Genomic DNA, 25,210 nt, shown 5'->3' on the forward strand with positions numbered 1-25,210 from the left:
TCAACTACAATTATTCGAGCGTTATGCTAACTGATTTTTCTTCTTCCATAAATCGTGGAATGCTAATCATGTAAAAAACTCCTACAAATATTAAACATCCGCCTACTATCCAAAAAAGAGTTTCAACTGCAAGAATACCTGGATAAAATCCTGCAATAAAAAATAAGGTTAGTGACTGTGATAACATCATCAAAGGATTAATACAACCTTGTACTCTTCCCATCATTTTGGGATTTACTATTTTTGGAATCCACCCTCCAATAGCTACATTAATCATCGGAAGTGCTAGGGCAACTATGCCCGTACAAATAATATACAGCCAAACTGTATTGACTAATGAACTCAAAATAATCGCTCCTCCTCCAATAAACAAAGCTAAAATAAGTAAATGATAAAGCTTTATTTTTTGAGAAAGTATAGATGCTATAACACTACCAAGTAAAATTCCTATACCAAAGACTATACTTAATATAATTGAAACTTCTTCATAGTTTCTTGGGGCTAGTTTGTATTTTAAAATAAACACCTGCATCACTGAAAGCCCTCCATTTAAAATTCCGAAAACTATAAATCCGGAGATAAGCGTAAGTAACAAATTGTGGTTGAAAATATAACGTATTCCCTTCACAAAATCCTTCATTACAATTGAAATGTTCAAATCTTTGATATTATGTTTTCCGTTTGGCATACGAATTTCTTCTGACATTCTACAAGATTTTATAAGAAGACCACTAATAAAAAAACTAATTGCATCAATTAAGATTGCACCATAAATACCGATTACCCAATAACAATAAATCCCGATACCACTACCAAAAAGCATAAACAAACTTGTAACCATCTGATTCAAACCAACTGCAGTAGTATAATCATCTCTTGTTAAAACACCTTGTACAAGGGATGATTGTGCAGGTGTAAAAAAGCTCTTTACCATACTCCTTAAAAATAACAGTGCAAATGCTACTGGCATCCAGTTTATAAAAAGAGACCACAATAATAAGAGCGATAATATAGAACAAATCCAATCACAGTTTTGAGCTATTTTTTGTCGATCAATCCTATCAGTAACTACACCAACAAGAAAAAATACTACTAATGTAGGCAAAGACAACATCAACTCCGTAATAGTAGCATATGCAGGTTGGTGCGAAAAACGATTTAAAAAATAAAACATAAGTGCGGTTAAACCAATTGTACTACCCATTTGTGAAGTAAAAGATGCAAAAAATAGCCTCAAGTAATTCCCATTTTGAAATAGAACTAAAAGTTTCTTCATAAGGGCTCCTCATTAAATTTGACTTAATTTGAATTATTCAGCATTTAATGCCTTTGCTATGTTTGAAACGTAGAATATCTAAATCGCTAATAATTTCTGACGTTCATCGCAGTTCCTGTGGTTAGAAGCCTTAGCACACTGGTTTAAGGTCTAGTTTATCATTAAGATTTCTATCGCGAAGTGCACGACCAAATGTACACTACCACTCATTAAAGTTTATAGTTTTTTATTCTGATATTCATAATCCAAACATAACTATCCAAAAGCATCCTCCTTTTGATATACAAATTATTTTCCCTACCTTTCCACGCTACATTCTAATACTACCTTATATTGTAATCAAAATAATAAATCAATTATTTTCTCAAGTTTTCAAATCACCAATAAATCATATTTTTTAATAATTTAGATAACTTTATTTCTTCTTTAAGAAACGTAATATTACTGTAAATTTTTTTCTAAAAAATAATTATGTATATCCACAATTATTACTAAAAGGAATGAACACCAATGTTATCCTATCCCTTGTAACTGTTTTAACTTAAGTATGAAATTCATTTTTGAAGTGAAAATGATGTGGGGTATGTCTATGAGGTTTAGTCTTCCAAAAAACAATTGTAATGAAAAGATTTTTACCAAGAAAACGTTGTTCGTATTTATGATACATATACAAACCATATTTTTACTCAGTTATTCTAGGATAATTGAAGTGGCAAGTTTAAGCCACTCCTTATCCTAAAAATGCTGCATCTTTACCTAACATCAAACTAACACTATAGGCAAAAAGCTACTTATAATTTAGATGTTTTTTCCTTAAAAATTTTTTGATTTATCTTTTGCAGGTAAAATGTAGTTTTCCCCTTTTTCATATATAGAAAGTATTCTTTTCAAGAAAGTAACTTTTGGTACTAGCCAATAAGCAAATATCGCTGAAGCAATCCCTAATATAGCACCTGTCATAACATCGAAAGGATAATGAACTCCTACCCAGATACGAGAAAAAGCTAAACAGAATGCAAGTGTGATCCATAGCCAACCAATCTTTTTATGAACAAGCCAAAATGAAAAACAAATTGAAAAGAATAAAATTGTATGGTCACTTGGAAATGAATTATCAACAGCATGCTCTACCAATTTATTAACATTGGGTAACTCTGCAAATGGTTGATAATTTGAATAAAACTTTCCTGCTATTTTCCCGATAACCTCAGCAGTCACAAAAGCAATCATTGCTTGAACAACCATCATTCGATTTTGGTTAGATCGAGTAAACCAATACACTACAATAATTAAAGCTAAGAAATATACCATATATTCTGCAACGAACGTCATAGTAGAATTGAGAAATGGGTACTGTTTGCCTAAATCGTTAACGGCTCGAAAAGCATCAATATTGAATTGAGAAAAAGACATTTTCAAACTCCTCCTTACGATATATATAAATTAAACGCTAATTATAATTTTTTTAACTACTTTATGTTACTACCTAATAGTTTTAGATGGTCCCATGTTATTTTTCTTAATGGATATCTACCTTTTTAAAATATGAAATCAATAACACTAATCCAATAAAAGATGTTCCGAATATACCTATATAGGAGTACTCGGGAGGATAAGTGGGCTGAAGCGTATTTCTTGAAATATCTCCTGCTGCTGCCCATGGAAACAATGCTCTATGTTCTGAATTTGCCGTCATTAAATTAATCATAGTTATTACAACTGTAAATACAATGGTCGGCACGTAATTCTTAAGCACAATTGTTAAAAGTATGATTGGTGATGATAAAATAAAAAGTAATAATCCACCTATCAGAAATTGTACAAAAGATTCCCTCATTAAGGATGAACTTAGTCCATCAAATTGAAATATTATCCCTAATAATAATGTTAATACCCATGCTACAAAAGTTAACATCATAATCCACGAAAACAGAAGTATGATTTTACTGATTAGAAAATTTATACGTGATACAGGTATGGTTAATAAATTCTTTAATGTATCTTCTGTATATTCCCGAATAAATAGGTAGGCGGTTACAACCCCATATAGTGGTACTCCTATTATTAGAACGGTATATAAATTTACTTCACCAAACAATTGACTAAATACAATAGTAGGAGTAGGATGTTTAGTTTTTAAACTTACAAATGATGCTACTACTACCATAAAAGGTGCCACCGATGCACCGAGAATACTAATTAAGAACATATGGGATCGTTTTAGCTTTAATAATTCTGTATATAACAGATTAACCAATTGTTCCACCTCCAACTAATTTTGTGAAGTAATCTTCTAATTTGTCTTCACTCAACAATATTTTCAAAACCTGAATATCATTTTGTACAAATATTTTATTAATATCACCTTGTTGTCCAAGCTTAGAATAAACACGAATAATCCCCTCATCATGAACTTCATAATCGAAAATATCAAAGTTCTTCTCTAAGATTGTTGTAGCTTTATTATCATTCGATACTTGAAACTCAATATATTTACGATTCTTTTTTCTAAGGCTGTTAAATTCGATTTCCTCTAAGAGCTTACCTTCATGAATAATCCCCATATGATCTACTAACTGTTCTATTTCTGATAGAATGTGGCTGGATATCAATAAAGTAATTTTTCTTTCTTTAGCCAAATTTTTTATTAACCTTCTAATTTCCTTAATTCCAATTGGATCCAAACCATTAGTAGGCTCATCTAATATTAATAATTCTGGGTAATGAAGAAGAGATCTAGCAATCCCCAATCTTTGCTTCATCCCTAAAGAATATTTACCCACAAGCTTTTTAGTTTCATGTTGCAATCCTACGATTTCTAACGCTTCATCAATTGCATTTTTTTTGTGTATCCCAATAATTTTTGCATTTATTATTAGATTTTCCCGTGCTGTAAGATTCTCATAAAATCCAGGAACTTCAACAATAGACCCAATTCTTTTAAGGATTTCCTTTTGATTTTTAAATAAATCTTCTCCAAATATTTCAATCTTTCCATGGGTGGGTTTTATTAATCCTAATAACATTCTAATTGTAGTCGTCTTCCCTGCACCATTTCGACCTAAAAAACCGTATATTTCTCCTTGATTTACGGTTATATTAAGATTATCAACTGATTTCTGATTGCCATAAATCTTTGTTAAATTTGTAGTCTTTATTATTGCACTCATGTAAGAACACCAACTTTCTTGTATGCTTATGATTTTAGTATAGAAAGCAAATTTTAAACCAGGCTTAACTATTTCTTAACTATTTCTTAATTATGAAATTAACTAGTCATCATTGACTCCTTCTTGCACCATTGTACAATAAAGATAACACCACTCTCCATTGACTTTGATATAAGTCTCATCTAGATGGCAAGTATGGTGTGCAGATTTGTTTTTCTTTTTCCAAATCTGATTAATGTCAGCGTAAGTTGCAATTACTTGACCTTCATGTAATAAATTTTCAAACACTACTATTTCTCTCACTTGCTGTTCAACACAAACGAAAGTAATAGCTAACGTTTAAAAAACATCCTTTTCTTTTGCAGTAAACTTAGTCTCAAAAGTTACTTCCTTACCATCAATTAATAATTGAGGATAATTAGTATACAATTGATAAAAAAAGACGTGAAATTCAAAATTTAATGGATAAACTATTTGAATATTAATATTAATTCTTCAAACGAGAAGAACAATCCAATAGGACGGCCCTTCATTATTTCACATACACATAGGCTGTGGTGTTTACAGTAATCTTTTTATATAGAACTTTTTCTTATCACATATACTATTTTTGAACCTGCTTACCAATACGTGTTCTATTGGTGTCTTGAATTCCTCCTAAAAAGGGCGGCAGATACGACTGCATACCCCCTTTTTATTTATATTGCTGTTCTATATCCGATAAAGTAATTGAAGACTAAAAGTGCACTATTACATATTTTTTTCAGTACAGATTATGTTAAAATTTCTTAAGTTGTTTATTTCATAGTTGAATTATGGTTTCGTATCTAATTCAGCAATATGTGAGCTGTACCCCAAAAGAAAAGACTCTCAAAAGGTGTCTTTTCTTCTTTTAATTAAAAAAAAATTTTTCTTTTTCAGGAAGATTCAACTATTTTACTAACCTAATCCTCTTATTTAAAGACACTTTGATCATGGTGCTCAAGATTTTTCGTCTATATCAACATGTAAATAGTTCACTTCCAAATCATATTTCTATCACTATATTTGCTTTCTCAAAGATTTTCTGTCTTGTTCTTAATTTTGTCAAAATCCTCATATAGCTATACAAAACATATATGCTATTATGTTTTTAAGAAACTATGCGTTCCCTTAACCCTGTATCCGACCCTGTATTTTTTTACAGGGTCTTTGTTTATTTTATTTACTTTCATTAGCTTATAAGAGTTAATACACACCCAATTTCAATTAAAATCGTTTAAATCTTAGTTAAAATTTGAAATGATAAATCTATTAGCTTTTTTGAAAATTGTAATCTAATACTAGATATCTCAATGTATACTTCACTAAACACTAGTTAACACTATAAGCATAGTGTTAACTATCTTAATTGAATATTAATAATAGTAAGTATAAACATTATCAATTTACTATATATTACATTTATGTAAAAATAGATGTATGTTAAGCTTTTTCAAAATCTTTCCCCTAATAAAGATTTGAAGTAGCATTTCATGATTCTCCTTACAGTTAATATGCCTTGAAAAAGAACCCTATAGGGTTCTTTTTCTTCTTATTACATCTACAGCAGTTACTTATTTAACATACAAAAAGGACTGACAATTACTTGTAGTCCTTTTTGTACCTAAATATACACTTGTCTTAAGTACTTAATCCTTTATTTTATTATGCATTATTATTAACTAAACATGTCATTATCATTTAGAAATATTACACTTCCAAATTTAGAAGTACACAATAACAAATCTTTCCCAGCTTCCAGCTACATAACTATTAGCTGTTAATCCTCTACCACCATTTGCTGATATAAATCTACCATTACTTAACGCTTGTAATACATATATCCTATTGTCTCCACCATTATATAAAATAAATTTTTCCCACGCCCCGATTAATGTACGATCTGCTACTACTCTACCATTTGGCTCAAACGAAACGTACTTTCCATTACTTTTCGCTTTTAAAGCAAATGTATATAATTCCCCAGTCGGAATTAATTCAAATTTCTCCCATTCATTAACTACACTACGATTTGCTACTACATTTCCCGATGGCTCAGCAGACACATATTGTAAATTTGCAGCTTGTATAGCAACAGTCCAGCTTCCATTAAATAGATTCACACCTTTTAGTAAACACGCATTTAATTGGCTGGCTGCCAATGCATCATTCGATGGGGTTATCATCATTATCATTAGAACCATTGGTAACACCATTAAAACTAACTTTTTAAAGATCTTATTACCATTTGCATGAGCTATGAACCTCTTCATTCCCAATCCTCCCTTAATATATAGCACTCATATACATCATACTAAATATGTAAAATTTTGTAATACAAGAGAGTCTTTATCAACAAATACCTTATTATTCTGTTTCTTATTTCTCAAATCTATAGCACCTAAACATTGCTCTATTCTCAAACATATTTTTAAAATTAATTTCACTTTATTTTAAATAAAAGCTAAATAGCCGTTCATAATGAACGACTATCAAGCATCTAACTAATAATTTGAATGTTTTTCATGTTAATCTATTTTGTTTAATCCCGTTGAAGTAACTTGATAGATTCTTTTTTTGCCTATATATTCTTGTTTATTATTCTCAAGGTTAGTAAGTGTAGCCCGTGTCTTTTCATTTACTGCCTCCCCTTCTATATGGGTAAACTCGATATAATCTCCCACTTTGACTGGCACAGTTTGGCTTTCAGCAGTTTGCTGTCTATTTCCCACTATTTCCTTATTGTACATAACACTACCAGATGAATTCTGTACTTTGATACTTGCATACGTATTATTAAAATAAGAATGTGGTACGCCTGCCTCTAAATTCACCTGCATTTTCTCTGTTACCCTATTATAATTTATTTTTGCAATCTCTCTATCACTATATCCTTTTAAAGACCAGCCAAATTGATTCCCGTCTAAAACCGTTGTTTCTGGCATTTTTTCTACTTTTTTCAGACCTTCTTTTGTAACTTCGTACATTGCTTTTTTTCCAAAGCTTTCTTGTTTACTGTTATCTACATTTGTTAAAGTAGCTCTATGCACACCTTCTAGATGTGTTAACTCAATATAATCTCCTACTTTAACTGGAACTTTTTGCGATTCAGCATTTTGTTGTTTGTTTCCATAAATGTCTTTCTTGTATACTACTTTGCCTGATGCATTTTGTACTTTAATACTGGCATATGTTTCATTAAAATAGTGATGCGGTACGCCTGCTTTTAAGTCCATTTGCATTTCTTCTGTCGACTTATTGAAATTGATTTTAGCAAACTCAAAATCACTTATTCCTTTTAGTGACCATGCAAATTGATTCCCATCTAAAATTGTTGATTCTGGCATTTTTTCTACTTTTTTCAGGCCTTCTTTTGTAACTTCGTACATTGCTTTTTTTCCAAAGCTTTCTTGTTTACTATTATCTATATTTGTTAAAGTAGCTCTATGCACACCTTCTAGATGTGTTAACTCAATATAATCCCCTACTTTAACTGGAACTTTTTGCGATTCAGCATTTTGTTGTTTGTTTCCATAAATGTCTTTCTTGTATACTACTTTGCCTGATGCATTTTGTACTTTAATACTCGCATATGTTTCATTAAAATAGTGATGCGGTACGCCTGCTTTTAAGTCCACTTGCATTTCTTCTGCCGACTTATTGAAATTGATTTTAGCAAACTCGAAATCACTAATTCCTTTCATTGACCACGCAAACTGTCTTCCTTCTAAAATATTATTTGCATTAGGCACATTTGGTTTAATCGGATTAGAATCAGTACCCTTCCAAATCTCTGCTGTTAAAATTGGATATCCTAATGCAGCCACTTTTTGAATGGTATCATTATTTGGACGTAATCCCCACTTCTCAAAGAAAGGCATCAAATTTTGTTTGGCTACTTTTGATGCTGAGATCATAAATAATTGTTTTTTATTTTCATCTGTTTGTGGAAGTTCATCAGAAGACATATCTCTATACAATTGATGCAGTTTAGGATAGAAGTCTTCTCCATATGCTAATTGTAGTTGCCAAAGCATAACAAGCTTAACAAAAGCATCACTAATTTCATCATAATTTTTATTAGATTGTTCTAAGTATTGAAATGCCTTAGTATAAGCACCCTCTTGTTGCAATCTAAAAGGTTGATTAGATGTAAATGCTTTTTCTACAGAAAGGCTGTAAATATTATTTTGTACTTCTGTCATATTATAAAACTTCCAAGGTGATTGCTGTCTCAAATGCCCTGCCTCATGCCATGGACCCCAACCATCTTTTATAAATTTATTAATATCTAACACGTATTGGATTGCGTCTCCCACATATGCGGTTCGATAAGAAGTTGCATACATATAATAATCAGGAGAATGATTTTCTTCTACGTAATGAATATAATGTTTATCTGCTTGTTCTTCAGATAATCCAGCTACTTTGTCTTGAATTCGAGTAGCTTCATCCATCTTTTTTAAGAGTTGTACAGGATCTGTATTAGAACCTAACAAATATTTCTTAACACGTGCCGGGCTGGCCGTAATTAATACACGTTCTCCTTTTAACTCCACTGCATGTGCATTTGGATATTGGTCCAGCATGTTTATTAAATCTTGTTTCGTATGTTTGCCTAGTTCAAAGAAAGGAGTAGTCGCTCCACCCGTTGTGACTGTTGTTCGAATAGTGCCACCTTGTTGTTTATTATAAAAATAAATCATCCCCCCATTTGGAGATTGGATTGTGTTTATACCAGGTTTTAATGTAAATAATTTTATTTTAGAATCTTCTCTCCAAGAAGCATCATACGAATACGTTCCAATGTATGCTTGAATATTTTGATTTCCTTCTACATTAATCGTTATTTGTTCATTTGGCTTTGCATATAAACCAGTGGGTTCATATGGACTAAATGCCATACTTTTTCTTTCCTGTTGTTTCAGTATCTCAACATCCCCTTTTCCTGGGACTGTATATATTCTGTTTTCTGATTTAACTGACTTTTCCTCTTGCAATGATGTCGATATTTTTTTTTGCTGCTTTGTTTCCTCTGCAAAGACATCTGATGAAGAAACCATTCCAGTCGTAAGCATAGTTACTGTAGCAGTAGCTGCAAGTATTTTTCTAGTTTTATATTTTGAGTTATTCCCCATATTATCTCCCTCATTTTCCCTTAGTACATGTAAGGACTATTATTTTATTTATCATGTTTTTACATCAAAAACTATTTACGCTATTTATTTTGTATCTAATACTCTATTTTTTCTCATAATAGTCTCCTTTTCTTTATTTCTAATTGTTTATAAATGTTATTTGATGACACATAAAATAACAACTTTACGATAAACTCATCAATAACAACCTATTATGTTTTGATTTAGTATTCTTAACTTCCATCTAATTGTATAAAAGTATTCAATTAGGAAAATAAGAATATAAAGCTCACTAATCATAGATTAGGTTTTACGGAAAAATTCATAAAAATCATTCACCTTAAAAATTCAAACTTGTATAACTACTTTCTACATATAGGATGGAATTATAAAAATATTTCAATAAAACAAAAGACAGAGGCCTGATTATACCTCCGTCTTTTCAATTTATAAAGAACAAAAAATCATTTTATAACTGTATAAATGCCCTTGTAACAAATACCGTATTCCGCTATTTTTTTGAAGAAATAGGATCCATTTTTAATGTTTTTATCCCTTCTTTTAATGTAAACGCATCCGCTCTCAATGTTTTCCAACTATCTTTCGCTGCATTCAAATTAGGTTTTAGGAATTTGAATTTATTTTGATCCGCTTTTTGGGATGCTTTATCAATATGACTAAGCACTCCCGAATATTGAGAATCTAAATCATGCCATTGTGCAGACATATAGGTAAGTGCATTAATAGCCGATCCAATCGCATTGTGCATTTCATTAATATTATTATACGCAACACCAACTACACGATTTAATGTTACTTTATAATCTATAGTCTGACGTAATTGTGCTAACAACGGCTCTAATGTACCTAAATTATTTCTTGCTACCCCTATCATTACACCACCAGCAATCCACGTAGGAATTGAGGGAATTGATACAGTTATTATTCCATCTGATTCTACTTGTTTAAAATGTCTAACTTGCTCTAAAACTTCATTTAGGTGCTTTTCATCTTCATCAATTCCAGATGCTTGGTTTTTCAGAATCGAATGCAAAATATCTTTATGACCTCCAAATGCCCGGACATCTTCTCCAATACTATCTCTTAACTTAGCTAGTTCTTGTATTAAATTCTGTGTATATGCTTGATTTTGTTTAATCTCACCTTGTAAATCTGTAATACCTTCTTTTAATGTGTCTGCATCCCCTTCATTAATCGCTTCTACTAATGTGTCATAATAATTGTCGAATTTAGTATCATACTCTACAATCCCCGTCAGTGTATCTAAAAGTTGTTTTTTTATGTGTGAATCCCATTTCGTAGCATGCTCTCTTGCATTCTTTTGATCTTGTAGAATTTGACTAGGTAGATTTGTATATCCTTTAATGTCAATTCCTTCAAAGTTAACATCTGGGTTTTTAATTAACAAATAAGAGTAATCATTCATAGATTTTGCAAATACCCCAGCATCTTGCAAAGCTTTTTTCATCTTTTCGCTGTTTACAGAAAGAGATATATCTTCGGTACTAGTTTGTTCCATTTTACTTTCACTTGCGAAGGCTGCCACTGGAGAAACTACAGTAGTTGTTGTCACAGTTAAAAACGTCGATACAGCAATTAGTTTATAAGGAAAGTTTTTATTCATTTCAATTCCTCCTATACATATATATTGATTTTTAATTTGTTTTTTCTTGTTTAAAAGCAATGTCTTTTGAAATGAATTCTGCATCCTTATGAATATCATTCCAACTTTGTTTTGCAGCCTTTAAATCATCAGGTATTAAAGAAAGTTTATGTTCTTGCATTTGGTCGATATTATCATATAGATCTTTATAATTTGCTCCCATCGTATTCCATTGTTGCTGAATATTCGTTAGAGACATGATTGCTTGATCCACTGTTTGATACAAATATGTCAACGTGTCTTTTGTATTAGTAAGTGAAATAACTGCTTGGTTAGCAAGATCGGCTTTCATACTTAATTCTCCGATTTTATTAGAAATTTCATTATAAGAGTTCATATGATTAGATGCCGTAACACCAGCTGCTGTTCCTAAACCGATACCAGCTGCCCCTAGAGCTGTTAGACCACCAACAACAGCTGGTGTCGCTGTGCCACCGGTCACAACAATTACTACCGCTCCTGCAATCGTTCCAATAACTAAAATAGCTGCTCCTAATCCACCACCAATTGACCAGGCTAATACATTATCAAAATGTGCTTTCTGCGTAGAACGTAAATTCTCAATTTCGGCCTGAAGTTGTGGGACTAGTGCTTGTTTTCCCGCTAATATAGCCGTTAATCCCCCTTGTCCATCTGGACCTCCAACATTATTTTTAAAATCTACAGTATTTGTATACAACTTTGTTTTGAAAGCTTCTAACATCTTAATAACTTCCGTAACTTCATTTGAATTTGTATGAATTGTACCGATTAAATCCCCTATTCCTTCTTTGAGGCCCGCCTTATCTTTCTTTTTTACAGTATCTACTAGTGTGTCGTAATAATTTTGAAATTGTTCATCATAATTTACAATATTACGTGCTGTTTTTTGAATGTTTGGCTTCGCTGTATCTAGCCAGTAATTTGCATTGATTCGTGACAGTTCCTGATTCAGGTGAATGTTTTTAATTAATTCTCCCCCTCCTGAACCTAATTCAATGTTGGATAAATTTACATTCGGTTGCTTAATCATTGTTTTTGCGTACAAATCCATTACAAGAATATGAGAGCCTGTTTCAGCCAATACTTTCTTTAACCCTTCAGGTCCTAACGCATAATTTTCTATTTGCTGTTCTTGGGCTGTCTGTTCTTGTGCAAGTGCATGAATAGTACTACCATTCGTAGCAGTTATAACCGTTGCTAAAGTGGCCAAAGTTATGACCTTAAATGGAAATTTCATTATTTGATTCTCCTCCTTATTTTCAGTTGCATTATAATTTTTTGTTAAACCTAATTTCTTAATATTAAAATTTATTAACTTGTTCTTCGAGTTGATTTATTACATTCTTTAGTCGTCTTAATGTATCTTTTTGAGACTGAGTGTTATTCGTATCAACTTCATTCGATAATTTTGTAATACTATTATTTATTAGATTCAAATCCTCTTTATAACGTTTCATTAGCTCAATCTCTCCATCTACTTGATTAGCAAATGTATGCAAATCATTTTGCATGAAAAGAATCATTGATTTTTGTAAATCTGCTACTGTTAATTTAGTTGTTAAGTCATATAATTTTTGATTTTGTTTCTCTAAATCATTTAAATATGCTCTTTGCTCTGCTGTTAGTTTATTAATTTCGGCAAAGGTACTATATGTTTTTTTAATTTTTTCAGGATCAATCACTTTCATAAGATCATACTCTTTCGTTTTTGTAACTGCAGCTGCAGCAATTTCACCTTTTTTACTTTTCTCTATCGCTTCACGTGCTTCTTTTTTGGCAGCTTCAATTTCTATAACTGATTTTCCCTTTTCTGTTGCTTCTTGCTCTGCTTTCTTCTCTGCTTCTACAATAGCATTGTTTATTTCTTTTCCTTTGTTATACACCACTATTGCGGTTTGAGCAGCCGGTTCAATGATATCTTTTGATAGACTATAAATTTCTTGGAATACCTTTAGCCCTTGTTCATTTAAAGCTCCTGGTAATAATGCTATTTGCTGTAAATCATTTTGAATTGATTTTTTTGTATTTAGCATTTCATTTTTTAACTTGTCTATTTTTCCGGTTCCCTCTGAACTAAGTACACTCTGTGCTTTTACCACATCTGTATCAAGATTTTTCAGTTTCTTATCTACCTGTAGTTTAAGATCTGTTAACTCATTAATCTGACGTTGCACGTTTTCTTGGTTTGTTATAGTCATATCTTGAAGAACTTCCAGTCTATCTAAAAACCCTTCTTTATCTTCCTTATTATCTACAAATCCTTTTAATGTTGGATAATAGCTATTAAATTTGGTTGCAAATCCTTTACTTTTTGAATTTAGTAGAATTAATTTTGGATATAGTTCTGAGGACCACTCTTTCATATCTTGTTTAATTAGAAATTGAGTTGTATTTAAAGATGGAACTTCTTCAAGTTGCACATTCGGACTTGCTAAGGCTCCATCTATAAAGGTTTGTGTTAATTTGGAGTGTGCACCTATTTTTCGTAATGCTGAGGAAATATCTATATTTTCTTGTTTCGTTTCTGCCTGAACGGTTGGCGTTGCGAGAGTATTGATAGGAATAGTCGCTCCAGTAACGATTGATGTTATTAAAAATCCTGTCATAATTTTATTCTTCATTCCGTACACCTCTTCACTATTGTTTTTTACAGTTTTAATCGTAAATGTTGTACAACCTAACGTTAGGATTTCTTCACACATACTTGAGGATAGAGATTTTTTCAAAAAAGTAATTCCATCTCGTTTTTTATTTATTTTTGAAAAAATATAAGGACCTTACTTCCCCCTCATTTTAAACACTATGTTTTTCATAAGTAAACCAGAAAATCGCTTTTGTTAAATTTGATTTTTCAGATATTTATTATTCAAATTATAAAATATTATATTTAAAAAAGTTAAATCCAAATTTCATTTCATAAAGTGAAATAATTATACTATGATAATTAAACATAAAAATCCTTTTATTCACCAAAACCTATATCAATCCCTCATCCGAAAATGATTTTAATATAATTTAATAGTAATTGACGCATATGTGTCTTTTAGATGGATATGTAAAATTACATATCCATCTAGGAGTAACTAGCATACATACGCCAACAATATTATTATCGTATAAATAATAATATTGCGACTACGAACACCACAGGAGAAAACTCCCCTCATGCACTCTAGGGGATAGAATGTCTATGTAATAAAATTTTTTACTTATATACTTACTATTCATTATAGAAATACAAAAAAGCGATTCTTTTCACATGAAAAGAATCGCTTTCTAGGTTCATATTTTCAATTACGTTACATAAAGAATTGAGAAATTATCATTTAAGAGCCTTAACTATCATTTCAGTTGCCTCTGCAATTAGTTGATTATCATAGGTAGCCTCTTTCTCATCTTTACTAGATAAAATTGCGATGATAATGGGTGCTCTATTTGGCGGCCAAACGATAGCAATATCATTTCGTGTCCCATAACTTCCAGCTCCTGATTTATCTCCAACTATCCAGTCAGTTGGTACGCCTGCACGAATAAGTTTGTCTCCTGTAGCATTTCCTTTCATCCACCCTGTAAGAATGTTACATTTATGAAGCGGAAGCGCATTTCCGACCGTAAAAGCTTTCAGATTCGTAGCAATTGCTTTCGCTGTACTAGTGTCACGAATGTCTCCTGGAATAGCCTCGTTTAATTCTGTTTCAAAGCGATCAGACATAGTAACCCGATCACCCATCTGTCTAAGCGCTTTTTCATATCCTTTTGGTCCGCCTATTTTGTTAAATAAAATGTTCCCTGCAGTATTATCACTGTTACGAACAGCAGCCTCAGCAATTTCTCCTAGTGTCATTCCAGTATCTATATGTTTCTCGGTAACAGGTGAATAATCCACTAAGTCTTCTTTCGTATAAGTAATAACTTCATTTAATTTCTCAGTAGAGTTTTGCTGTAGTAATACCCCTGCCGCTAACGCCTTGTATGTTGATGCAAAGGCAAACCTTTCGTTAGGTCGATAAGAGATTGTTTGATTTGTACCAGTATCAATCGCATATACACCTAATCGTGCATCGAATTTTTTCTCAAGTTGAGAGAACTCTTTATACGTCGCCTGATGTTTATGCTTCACTTGTCCTGTCTTTTCTTTCGCCTCAACTTGCAATGGCCCTCCTTTAAAAGCTTCTAAGCTTGTAAGACTTAAACTTAATATACCAACGCATATACCTATTTTTAGCATCCTCTTATTTTTCAAAATCATCATTCCTTTCAAATTTTCAACATCTGTTTTTATACGTACACATAATAGACCATCTAAGAAACAAGTTTGTTCCATAAATTTAAAACTTTTTAACTAGTAGCCAAGATATTAACAAAATAAAAGATAGCAGCTACGAGCGCCGCTATCTCTTATTTCACATCTCATTTTTTTACTTATAAATACCTTTATATAAACAGGGTCTCTTCCCTGAGAAAAGTACTAAAATCTTACTAATTTTGCTTAGAAATACCTGTACTAGGAGCTCCCCCCTGTATACGTTGCTGTTTCAAATCAAAGTATACATCTAAAACTTCTTTTCCAATTATAGAATTAATTCCACTTTTATCGTTATGAAGCCATGGAACTACTACAGAAAATGCTACTTCTGGATTATCATATGGAGCATATCCAACTAACGTTAAGTTGTAGCATTCCATACGTTCTCCTTTTGCATTTCTACCAATTGGATCATCTCCACCATAAACAGTTTGAGCTGTCCCTGTCTTTCCTGCTGGTTTATATGGCGCGTTTTTGAAATACTTCACGCCAGTTCCATCACCTTCTTGGAATACCCATCTAAACCCTTCTTTTATCCGATCAATATGTTCTGTCTTCATATCAATTCGATTTAATACGACAGGCTCTATAGAGCGTATAACTTTGCCAACCTCTTCTTCTTTTATTGATTGCTCTCGTATTTCTTGTACAATTTGAGGTTGCATTCTATACCCCCCATTAGCAATCGTTGAAATATATTGCGCCAATTGCAACGGTGTATACGTATCATACTGCCCGATAGAAAAATCTAGTAAAAACCCAGGCTGACTATCTACTTTTCTAGTTTGTCCAATTATTTCATTCGGTAAATCAATACCTGTTGGAACTCCTAATCCAAATTGTTTAAAATAATAGCGCATCGTATCAAATGCTCCTTGTTTTATATCCAACGAACCATTTGGTACGTAATTAACTCCCGCAATTTTTAATGCTGTCTGGAACATGTATACATTCGAAGATACTTGTAGCGCTCGTAAATCATTAATATTACCAAATCCGGATACATTCCACGATTTCTTAGCTTGTGTACCTTTAAATTTCATAGGTGCATCATAAAATTGATCTCCTGGCTGTATTGCCCCTGTCTCATATCCAGTTAATAAAGTTGCACCTTTTACAGCTGACCCTAGCTCATACGAGGTTGTCATGTTACCTAATGCCAAATCTTCAATCTCTATTTTCCCTTCTTTTTCTACAATCTTTTTGCCTGCCATAGATAAAATCTGTCCGTTATTTGGATTCGTCATGACGACAAAAGCTCGGTCCAACAGTGGCTCTGAACTCTTAAACGCTCTCAAATTTTTCTCTATACTTTCTTCCACTTTCTTTTGTAATTCCATATCAATCGTTAATGTTAAACTATTACCACTTTTTCCTTTAGAGATTATTTCTGTGTTTATAATGTTTCCTGATTTATCAGTAATGTTTTTCACTTCTTCTTTTGCACCGTGCAAGACATCTTCATATCGTTGTTCAATATAACTTTTTCCTACACGATCATTTCGGTTATATCCACGTACCAAATAAGAATCTAAGTTTTCTTTCGGTAATCCTTCTTCACTACTCGTAATATTACCTAACACGGAACGAAATAGATTACCATTTACATAATTACGTTCCCAATCAACTGTTGCATCTACTCCTGGAAACTCAGCAAGGTTTTCACTTATTCGCGCATACTCTTGATCTGTTACATCTTTTTTTATAATTTGTGGTGTTAGTTGATAACCTGAACTCATTTTACTTTTAATAGCTAACACCTTTAAATCTTGTGCTGTTAATTCTGCCAATTCTAATTCTGTAACACGACTTCGTCTTAAGTCTTCTATTTTTTTATCTAACTCTTTTCCTTCTATTCCCTTATCTTTTAACTTTTCTATATCTTTTTTAGTAATCATTGTCTCCGCACGTTTCGTATTCAACTGCATCCAAAAATCTTTTTTATCGATATCTGTTAATTTATTTATATCTTGTTCAGACATTTCAAGTACTTTCGCTAAGTCGTTTGCTGTTTTTAAAATATCTTCACTAGTAATTCCCTTTACCCTTGTATACGTAATCGTACGAAGAGATTTATTATTAACGACTGTTTTCCCTTCTCGATCTAGTATTTGTCCACGTGGAACTGGTATACTAGTTGTTTCATTTTGACTGCTCTCCACTTGGTTCTTATAAGCCTCTCCCTCAACGATTTGTACTTTTCCTAGCTGCATAATAATGGCTGAGAATAGTAGAAATATGCAAAGGAACATTATATTTAATCGAATAGATATATATGTCTGCTGCTTTTTTTCTTTTTGTTTTTTCATAAATCCTCCATATAATTCTTCCGGAACTCCTCACTAATACTTAGTAAATAAATACGTTCCCTATATATTAGAAATCACCATTCAGTTATAAATAGTGTCTTATCTTTTTTTCTACATCCTTGTAAGCATCAAGCCTTCTTCGTTTAGCCGCGTAATCGATAAATCCCCTTTCCTGTTTTTCTCTCTATTTTTTTATTGCTTGCATTAGAAATGCTAAACTGTATAATGACTCATATTAAGCTTACACATAGACTTGCTAGTAACTTTTCATACTAATTATTCCTTTCTTCATGCTGTTATACTTAATAGACAACCTAAATAATAAAATTGTTCCACATTTACAAAAAAAATAATTAACTATAAGATGAAATAGGCTACATAAGGGAGGGTTATATGTTACATATAAAAAGATGGAGATTTTTTGCGGTTCTTTCTATTGTAGGTTTGATTTTACTAATTTTATTAAAAATCAACTTCATCTCAATTACTATCGCAACTTCTTCAGCTGAAAGAGGAAAAATTTCCGATCAAAATGGTGTAATACTAGCTACAAATAAGAAAGTTAAGTCTCTATATTGCACTTCTAATGATGAAAAGGTATCGAATCAAGATACATCAAACACATTAGCTTTTTTTAATCAATTTTCAAACGAGTTTCAACATGACATTTCGGCAGAGGACATAAAATCACAATTACAACAATCTTGTAAAAAGCAGACTATGAATGATTTACCGTTATACTCTGACATAAATGAGAGTGAACTTACATTCATAAACAAGAACAAACCCAATAATGTAATAATTAAAGATGAATGGATTCGATATTATCCTAAACACGAAGTTGGTTCACAGCTAATTGGGTATGTAGAAAATGACCTTAATTCTAAGTATGGACCCGTTGGAAAAAGCGGGATTGAGCTGCAATATGAAAATGATTTAAAAGGAAAACCCGGAAAAACTCTTATTTTTAAAATGAATAATAAAAAGTTCTTATGGAACATTCAAAAAGTACAAAAAGGAAAAGATATCCGGCTAGCTTTAGACTCTAAGTTGCAGCAAAAAACAGAGGAAGCATTAAGATCTCAAATCAAGAAAATAACTGATGTTAATGCTGGTTACGTTGTGGTAACCGATGTGAAAACTGGCGCAATTTTAACTATGGCCAACTCAGCAGTGTTTGATCCAAATACATTATATGAACAAGTATCATCTAAAAAAGAAAACATCAAATCACTTTCGCAAAATAAAGCAATTCAAAAATTAAAGTATGGTGAATCTTATGTAAATATGGCCTCAACTATAAAGCCACTTACTATTTTAATTGGATTAAACGAAAAGCTTTTTCAACCTGAAGATACTTATTTAGATAAAGGTACTTTTCAATATGATAATCAAAATAACATTACGAATGCACCTGGAACGCCAACAGGTGAGATTACACCGAGGCAGGCTATCATTAATTCATCTAACACATTTATGACAGCAAAAGTAGCTCTACCCTTATTCAACCAAAATAATGGGAATATAGAAAAAGTTGCACATATATGGACAGAGTATTTAAAACAATTCGGCCTTCGTTCTAAAACCGGGGTTGATTTACCTTTTGAAGAAGACGGACAATATGAATTTCATCCAACAAACAAGTTTGAAAATGGGATCTCCGCCTTATTAAATGCCTCTTGGGGAGGAAATGAAGTACACACGCCTCTTCAACTTGCTCAATATGCAGCAACTTTAGCAAGTAAAGGTGATAAATATAAACCTCAAATCTTAAGTGCTATTATTGATCAAAATGGTAAGGAAACCAAAAAGTTTAAACCAATTTTAGAAAGTTCAAATCGTTACCCGGTGAAATTTTGGAGTGTCGTGCAAGGTGGGATGAGCCAAAATATAGAGGAAATTAAAAACTTACCCTTTCATGTCGCAGGTAAAACAGGCATAACAGGTGCTCCGAATGAGCAAGAAAGAATGATAAACCATTCTCTTTTCATTGCATATGCTCCTACGGAAGATCCACAAATTGCCGTTTCTGTCGTTATTCCTGGTAGTAATTCAGAAAAAAACATTGCTGCTCTCGTTACATCAGAAATTTTAGAGTACTGGAATACTCTTCAATAAGAGAATAAAAACAAAGAGGAAGGTTCATTAAAGTGAACCTTCCTCTTTACCATATAGAATCTATATTCATTATTTTCCATTTACCTTCATGATCCTTTTCGAACATGAAAGAATATTTAATATCAGTTAAAACATACTCTTTTTGTACATATCCAGTATTACCGCTAATTGTCGATACTTTTATATATCCATTATTCTGCACTTTTTCTGGAATCCAAGCTTTTACCATTTCATTAGATACTTCATATAAAACTTGTGATTCTCGCTTTGGTTCAGCTAAAATTTTCGTTTTATTTCCAGTAACAGTTGCATATATATAATGCGCTTGCTTTGGTTCGTTACTTTCTGTCAATCCACTTGGTACTTTGTATACTTTTTTTGTATCATTTGCAAATTCTCCCCCCATTGTAAGAGCGACTTGCAACTCATGAAAAATATCTTCATCAAACTTCAATTCATCCTTCTTATAACTCTTCCCTTTAAATAGAACTTCATCATTTAACGCTCTATACAAGTCATTTTCATTTTTTGAATTTGTACTTTGATATAATTCATTCATAAATTGTTTTAATGTTGGATCTTGAGCAGACTCATCTTTAGTTTTAGGCTTAATTTGTGTACTACTTTGGACCGGTGATTTATTATCATCAAGCCATGGTTGTTGAACGATAACAAATAACATTGTACAAACCAAAACAACTACTATAGGCAATGCTCTTTTACGAAACGGTCTTTTATGTTTTACAAGATCCGCTTCATTATTTTCATATATAGACTGCTTTATTTTAAAAATAAACTCTTCTTCATCTTTACGATTCTTCATTGGGCCTTTTTTTAATTGTTTATACCAGTCAGGATTTTGTTTATTGTTCATCACTACTACCCTCCCCTATTAATTTTGAAACCTTACTTCTCGCTCGGCTTAATCTAGATTTTACAGTTCCAATGGATACTCCTAGTGTTTCGGCCATTTCTTCATAAGATAATTCATATTTCGCGTCTAAAATTATTATTTCACGGTGTTTTTTAGGTAGTTTTAATACAACATCCCACACTTCATTCATTTCCTCTTGATTAAAAAATTCTTTTTCTGCCGATGGAGATTGCTTATCATCACTAAAAAAACCTACTAATGATATCCTTTTAAAATAGGAGGATTTCAAATAGTTTATTGCTGTATTTCTTGTAATTTTTAATATCCACGTTTTAATAGATGACTCCTTTCGAAATGAATTCCAATTTTTAAATACCTTTATAAATACATCTTGCGTGATATCATCTGATAAGTGTGGATCTTTCGTAATAATAAATGAATAATTCCATACATCTTGCCAATAGTCTTTTATAACATAGTCAAGCTCATCATGAATACACTTTTCAATAAACGTCTCTTCCATTTCCACACCTCGAACTTATTTGAATAAAGATAAAACTGCCCTCACTTTTATTATGGTTTCAATATATAGACAAGATACAAGTTTCATTTGTTCCGTTCTTTATCTTTTTTTAATAAAAAAATCCTCCTAAAAATGTAAAGGTGTGCAATTACTTTCATAAAATAATCATCTATACATTCTTTTACATGACAAGCTCCGAAAAAACAAGTAAAGCATACAATGTTAAAAATACACTCATAAAAAATCTGATTATTATTTGTGCATTTCACGCAACACTCCACTTGTATCACCTTTTTTCTTAGAGCATACTTATTTGTGTGCTCTATTTATGTTTTACTAAATAACTGTTTTGTTAACGTTTACAATTCCCCCTCACTTGTCCCTTTCAATTTGTTTTACTCTTCTATTTACTATTAGCAATACCAACCTTTCAAAAATGAAAACAAAGATGTGTTATTATCTTTATTCAGCCACAACAAAAAAGCATTCTCAATTAAGGAGAATGCTTTTTCGAAACTTAATTGTTCTTTGCATTGCTCAATTTATACCTTCGTGTTAAGCAAACAATGAATGTAGTAAAAGATTTCACCTTATAGTTACTTATTTTTTCTGAAAAACATGTTTTACTTTTTCGCCTGGAACGTTACTCCCCCCTCTTCCTTTTACATCTTCGATCATCATGGTAACGATCATGTCGGGCGCATTTGCATCAAAAGCTGCAAACCATCCAAGTTCTTTTCCGTCTGCTTCTTTCGACTCCTTCAGTTCTGCTGTACCGGTTTTACCAGCAAGAGTTATACCATCAACCTTAGCAATTCTCCCCGCGCCATCAGGGTCATTAATGACTTTTATTAATGCGCTCTTTAATATCTCTTGATTCTTTTTAGAAACCACATTTTCTTTCCAATTCCCCTCTACTTTTGCTTCTTTTAAAAGATGAGGCGACGGAATATTCCCTTCATTCACAATCGGTGCATATGTTAATGCTAAATGGAGTGGTGTCATTAATACTTGTCCTTGTCCATATCCCGTGTCTGCTAGTTGAATATCATTTTTTATCCCATCTCTTGCAATGATTGAAATAGGAAATTCGTATTCGATTGGTAATTTTTCATAAAATCCGTATTTCTTAAATTCATTTACATACTGATCTTTTCCCATTTTCAAAGCTTGTTGAGCAAAATAAATATTATCAGAGTACTTCATTGCCTTATCAAAATCAATTGGACTAGCTTCCTTCACACGTGTTACATAATAATTTCCCCAAGATGAATCTTTTGCCCACTTTAATCCTTGAATTTTAAATTCTTCCTTAGGGTTTATAGTGTTTGTTTCCAAACCAATTGCACCAGTAATCGTTTTAAATACGGAACCTGGTACAAATGCTTGTGTGAAACGATTCATCATTGGTAGTTTTGAATCGTTATTCCATGCTTCTCGTTGGGCTTTTGACGCTCCTCTAACTATTGTATTTGGATTATAAGCAGGGCTACTTACAAGTGCTATAGTTTCACCTGTTTTAGGATTGACCGCTGCACTAGATCCTGCTTCATTTTTCATCTCATTAAAGATTTTTTCTTGAATTGCAGCATCAATTGTTAACGTAACGTTTTCCCCTTCTTTTGCTTCTTTTTTTGCTACATTTTTAATCTCTTTTCCATTCTCATCTTCTATAAATACGCGTCCACCTTTTTCGCCACGCAATTTATTCTCTAATACTTTCTCTAAACCTGTCTTACCTACTAAATCATCAGCTTGATAACCTCTTTTTTGAAGCGATTTTAACTCCTCTGCATTCACCTTTCCTATATATCCAGTTAAGTGTGCCGCTGCTTCTCCTAATGAATACGTACGAATATTTACTGGGCGAGATGATACTCCTTCTAATTCAATATAATCATTCTGTCTAGTTCCCTCTTTTAAAATCCCAATTGGTACAAAGGAGTCTGGTTTTATCCATTTCGCTGTAAGCTTCTGATCAACCTCTTCTATAGACATATCCAGTAACTGTGCTACTATTTCTTTTGTTTGCGCTGCCGTTTCGCCTAGTTTCTCTGGAATAATTCCAACCTCAGTCGCTTTACCATTCGTTGCTAGACCCTTCCCATTTCGATCATATATTTCTCCGCGTTTTTCTTGTTCTATTTGCATACGTACTTTGTAATCTTTTTTCATACCTGGAAAAATGAAATCTGGTGTCCAATCTATTTTCCAAGATTCTTTTTCTTTCACAAGTTTTGCTTCATGTATAAATGAAGCTGTTCCTCCATCCGTATCCATCTTAACTTCAAAAAGAAAAAGTTCTTTATCTTTAGCATTCTCTCCTTTCGTTTTAATTTTTAAATCCTTAACTCCAATACCCTCATAGATTTTTTGATATTTCTCGGTGAATTCCTTTTTAGAAATCGTTTTTTGGGCATGTTCTGATAAATGATCATACATATTTGCGAATTTTTTATCATTCCATAAATTTATATATTCTTCAAATGCTTGTTTTGGCGGTTCGTTTTTATTACATCCTACCAACATAACTGCAAAACAAAAGAAAACCAACATCCATAATTTTTTCAATTCAATCTTCTCCCTTAGTTAAAAATATTTATTCCTTTCTTGATATATTAAATAAAAAATGTTGTAACGCTTAATAGACAGTGTAAGTAATGAGATTGTTCCATATTTACAAAAGAAATTAATTTATGGTTCAGATGCATTCGAAGGGGAAGATTTTAAAATTCTTACAAATAAAAAAAGCGGATCTATTTAGCAATCGGTGTCATTATTAGTGCTGTTTTAACAATTTTATTTAAAATACCTTTTAGTTTGAGTTCTCCGCTCTTATCTTTTTTGTAGATATTTGAAACAAAAAAGACCCCTTATACTAAGGGTCCTACAATAGAAAATAACTAAGTATAAACAATAAAAAGAATTACTGAAAGTATAATTTATAGGCGCTTTATATCCTTCTATTTCGCATCAAAACCCCTGCGCTGTATGCGACAGGGGATTCGATGCGTTCATTCTAAAGCTTATTTAGAAGAGTCATGTACAGGCAAACTACTAAAAATCAATTCAGCAACTTTTACATATCCTTTTGAGTTTGGATGAATCAAATCCGTAGACCAAAGCGTATTATCGTTTACTAAATGATGATTCCAAAAGTCAACATGATGAAGCTTATACTCTCTACTCAATGAAAGTATAATTTCATTTGCCTCTAATAATTGTTCTTTTAACACTTGTTTTTTTTCAGAAGAAATAGGTAGCCGAACTGTAAAATCTGGAAGGTTTGCTATAATAATATCAGCATCTGTTTTACTTAATGTATCTATCATAAATTCCATTTCGTTCTTATATTCTTGATGATTCCAACGTCCTTTTAATACATCATTTGCACCTGCAATTAAACTAACCAAATCTGGATTAAACGTTAATGCCTTTTCCAATTGCTGTGAGCGAATTTCTTTAGTTACTAACCCACGCTTTGCAAAATTAGCATATTCTATATCGTTTACACAGAGTTGAACAAAATGATCTACCCAGCTTTTTAATGCTATTCCCTCAACTTCATCCCCTATGCCCTCTGTAAAACTATCACCAATCGATACAAATCGCTTCCACATATGTAGTCCCCCTTTATTATTAACCATATCTATACTATACAATAGCTCACACCGTAATTGTTATTTCTAAGTGGTTTTCGATTTCAATTATATTCCACTTTACTATATTTACATTTAGAATCCAAAATTGACCGATTCCTAAGTATACTTAGGAATCGGTCAATTTCGTATATTTACTAAAGAAATAAA

At 32.1% G+C, this 25,210-nt stretch carries 16 protein-coding genes and 2 pseudogenes; 1 reads left to right on the forward strand and 17 read right to left on the reverse strand.

Annotated elements, in window-relative coordinates; genetic code table 11:
• Positions 1–10: 10 nt before the first annotated feature.
• The 13 genes and pseudogenes from FS802_RS01510 to FS802_RS01575 all read right to left on the reverse strand — a co-directional run bounded on the left by FS802_RS01510 (position 11) and on the right by FS802_RS01575 (position 17,886).
• A complete protein-coding gene (locus FS802_RS01510) occupies positions 11–1,276 on the reverse strand; it encodes an MFS transporter (protein ID WP_098655251.1) in 1,266 nt (421 codons plus the stop codon).
• Between the two features lie 813 nt (positions 1,277–2,089).
• Complete coding sequence (locus FS802_RS01515) at positions 2,090–2,689, reverse strand: undecaprenyl-diphosphatase (protein WP_098655250.1); 600 nt, start codon at positions 2,687–2,689, stop codon at positions 2,090–2,092.
• Positions 2,690–2,795: 106 nt separating this feature from the next.
• Positions 2,796–3,533, reverse strand: coding sequence for an ABC transporter permease (locus FS802_RS01520; RefSeq protein ID WP_098655249.1), 738 nt, complete (start codon positions 3,531–3,533; stop codon positions 2,796–2,798).
• Positions 3,526–4,446, reverse strand: a complete 921-nt coding sequence (locus tag FS802_RS01525; RefSeq protein ID WP_098655248.1) for an ABC transporter ATP-binding protein — start codon at positions 4,444–4,446, stop codon at positions 3,526–3,528. Before FS802_RS01525 ends, FS802_RS01520 begins: the two co-directional genes overlap by 8 nt.
• Positions 4,447–4,563: 117 nt before the next feature.
• Positions 4,564–4,683: pseudogene (locus FS802_RS30885) on the reverse strand (DDE-type integrase/transposase/recombinase); the annotation flags it as partial.
• Positions 4,672–4,854 (reverse strand): annotated as a pseudogene (locus FS802_RS01530) (VaFE repeat-containing surface-anchored protein); the annotation flags it as partial. The pseudogenes FS802_RS01530 and FS802_RS30885, both read right to left, overlap by 12 nt.
• Positions 4,855–6,191: 1,337 nt before the next feature.
• On the reverse strand, positions 6,192–6,740 hold the full coding sequence (locus tag FS802_RS01540; protein ID WP_144524833.1) for a fascin domain-containing protein: 549 nt from the start codon (positions 6,738–6,740) through the stop codon (positions 6,192–6,194).
• Between the two features lie 255 nt (positions 6,741–6,995).
• Complete coding sequence (locus FS802_RS01550) at positions 6,996–9,605, reverse strand: putative mucin/carbohydrate-binding domain-containing protein (RefSeq protein WP_098655186.1); 2,610 nt, start codon at positions 9,603–9,605, stop codon at positions 6,996–6,998.
• 511 nt (positions 9,606–10,116) lie between these two features.
• On the reverse strand, positions 10,117–11,250 hold the full coding sequence (gene hblA, locus FS802_RS01555; protein ID WP_098655185.1) for a hemolysin BL binding component B: 1,134 nt from the start codon (positions 11,248–11,250) through the stop codon (positions 10,117–10,119).
• A 31-nt stretch (positions 11,251–11,281) separates the two neighbouring features.
• Positions 11,282–12,511: a hemolysin BL lytic component L1 gene (gene hblD / locus FS802_RS01560; RefSeq protein WP_144524834.1), complete on the reverse strand. Its 1,230-nt coding sequence runs from the start codon at positions 12,509–12,511 to the stop codon at positions 11,282–11,284.
• Between the two features lie 61 nt (positions 12,512–12,572).
• Positions 12,573–13,892, reverse strand: coding sequence for a hemolysin BL lytic component L2 (gene hblC, locus FS802_RS01565; protein ID WP_144524836.1), 1,320 nt, complete (start codon positions 13,890–13,892; stop codon positions 12,573–12,575).
• 701 nt (positions 13,893–14,593) lie between these two features.
• Positions 14,594–15,520: a class A beta-lactamase Bla1 gene (gene bla / locus FS802_RS01570; protein WP_371410401.1), complete on the reverse strand. Its 927-nt coding sequence runs from the start codon at positions 15,518–15,520 to the stop codon at positions 14,594–14,596.
• 230 nt (positions 15,521–15,750) lie between these two features.
• Entirely contained in the window at positions 15,751–17,886 is a 2,136-nt protein-coding gene (locus FS802_RS01575) for a peptidoglycan D,D-transpeptidase FtsI family protein (RefSeq protein WP_000744259.1), read from the reverse strand.
• A 393-nt stretch (positions 17,887–18,279) separates the two neighbouring features.
• On the opposite strand from FS802_RS01575, the gene FS802_RS01580 reads away from it, so the two are divergent.
• On the forward strand, positions 18,280–20,004 hold the full coding sequence (locus FS802_RS01580) for a peptidoglycan D,D-transpeptidase FtsI family protein (protein WP_098655182.1): 1,725 nt from the start codon (positions 18,280–18,282) through the stop codon (positions 20,002–20,004).
• A 46-nt stretch (positions 20,005–20,050) separates the two neighbouring features.
• On the opposite strand, the gene FS802_RS01585 is transcribed toward FS802_RS01580, so the two are convergent.
• The 4 genes from FS802_RS01585 to FS802_RS01605 form a co-directional block, all read right to left on the reverse strand.
• Entirely contained in the window at positions 20,051–20,878 is an 828-nt protein-coding gene (locus FS802_RS01585; RefSeq protein ID WP_098655181.1) for an anti-sigma factor, read from the reverse strand.
• Positions 20,868–21,401, reverse strand: coding sequence for an RNA polymerase sigma factor (locus tag FS802_RS01590; protein WP_000393076.1), 534 nt, complete (start codon positions 21,399–21,401; stop codon positions 20,868–20,870). The genes FS802_RS01585 and FS802_RS01590 overlap by 11 nt, the downstream gene beginning before the upstream one ends.
• Positions 21,402–22,001: 600 nt before the next feature.
• Complete coding sequence (locus tag FS802_RS01600; RefSeq protein WP_098655180.1) at positions 22,002–23,972, reverse strand: penicillin-binding transpeptidase domain-containing protein; 1,971 nt, start codon at positions 23,970–23,972, stop codon at positions 22,002–22,004.
• 455 nt (positions 23,973–24,427) lie between these two features.
• Positions 24,428–25,048, reverse strand: a complete 621-nt coding sequence (locus FS802_RS01605) for an SGNH/GDSL hydrolase family protein (protein WP_116480648.1) — start codon at positions 25,046–25,048, stop codon at positions 24,428–24,430.
• Positions 25,049–25,210: the final 162 nt, after the last annotated feature.

The sequence above is a fragment of the Bacillus sp. DE0042 genome (assembly GCF_007680225.1).
GTDB classification, from domain to species: domain Bacteria; phylum Bacillota; class Bacilli; order Bacillales; family Bacillaceae_G; genus Bacillus_A; species Bacillus_A wiedmannii.

Excerpts from the sequence above, each read along its gene's own strand:
- FS802_RS01590 (WP_000393076.1), bottom strand. The coding sequence starts at position 21,401 with ATGGAAGAGACGTTTATTGAAAAGTGTATTCATGATGAGCTTGACTAT.
- FS802_RS01540 (WP_144524833.1), bottom strand. The coding sequence starts at position 6,740 with ATGAAGAGGTTCATAGCTCATGCAAATGGTAATAAGATCTTTAAAAAG.
- bla (WP_371410401.1), bottom strand. The coding sequence starts at position 15,520 with ATGATTTTGAAAAATAAGAGGATGCTAAAAATAGGTATATGCGTTGGT.
- FS802_RS01525 (WP_098655248.1), bottom strand. The coding sequence starts at position 4,446 with ATGAGTGCAATAATAAAGACTACAAATTTAACAAAGATTTATGGCAAT.
- FS802_RS01575 (WP_000744259.1), bottom strand. The coding sequence starts at position 17,886 with ATGAAAAAACAAAAAGAAAAAAAGCAGCAGACATATATATCTATTCGA.
- FS802_RS01580 (WP_098655182.1), top strand. The coding sequence starts at position 18,280 with ATGTTACATATAAAAAGATGGAGATTTTTTGCGGTTCTTTCTATTGTA.
- FS802_RS01515 (WP_098655250.1), bottom strand. The coding sequence starts at position 2,689 with ATGTCTTTTTCTCAATTCAATATTGATGCTTTTCGAGCCGTTAACGAT.
- FS802_RS01605 (WP_116480648.1), bottom strand. The coding sequence starts at position 25,048 with ATGGTTAATAATAAAGGGGGACTACATATGTGGAAGCGATTTGTATCG.
- hblA (WP_098655185.1), bottom strand. The coding sequence starts at position 11,250 with ATGAATAAAAACTTTCCTTATAAACTAATTGCTGTATCGACGTTTTTA.
- FS802_RS01550 (WP_098655186.1), bottom strand. The coding sequence starts at position 9,605 with ATGGGGAATAACTCAAAATATAAAACTAGAAAAATACTTGCAGCTACT.
- FS802_RS01585 (WP_098655181.1), bottom strand. The coding sequence starts at position 20,878 with ATGAACAATAAACAAAATCCTGACTGGTATAAACAATTAAAAAAAGGC.
- FS802_RS01510 (WP_098655251.1), bottom strand. The coding sequence starts at position 1,276 with ATGAAGAAACTTTTAGTTCTATTTCAAAATGGGAATTACTTGAGGCTA.
- hblC (WP_144524836.1), bottom strand. The coding sequence starts at position 13,892 with ATGAAGAATAAAATTATGACAGGATTTTTAATAACATCAATCGTTACT.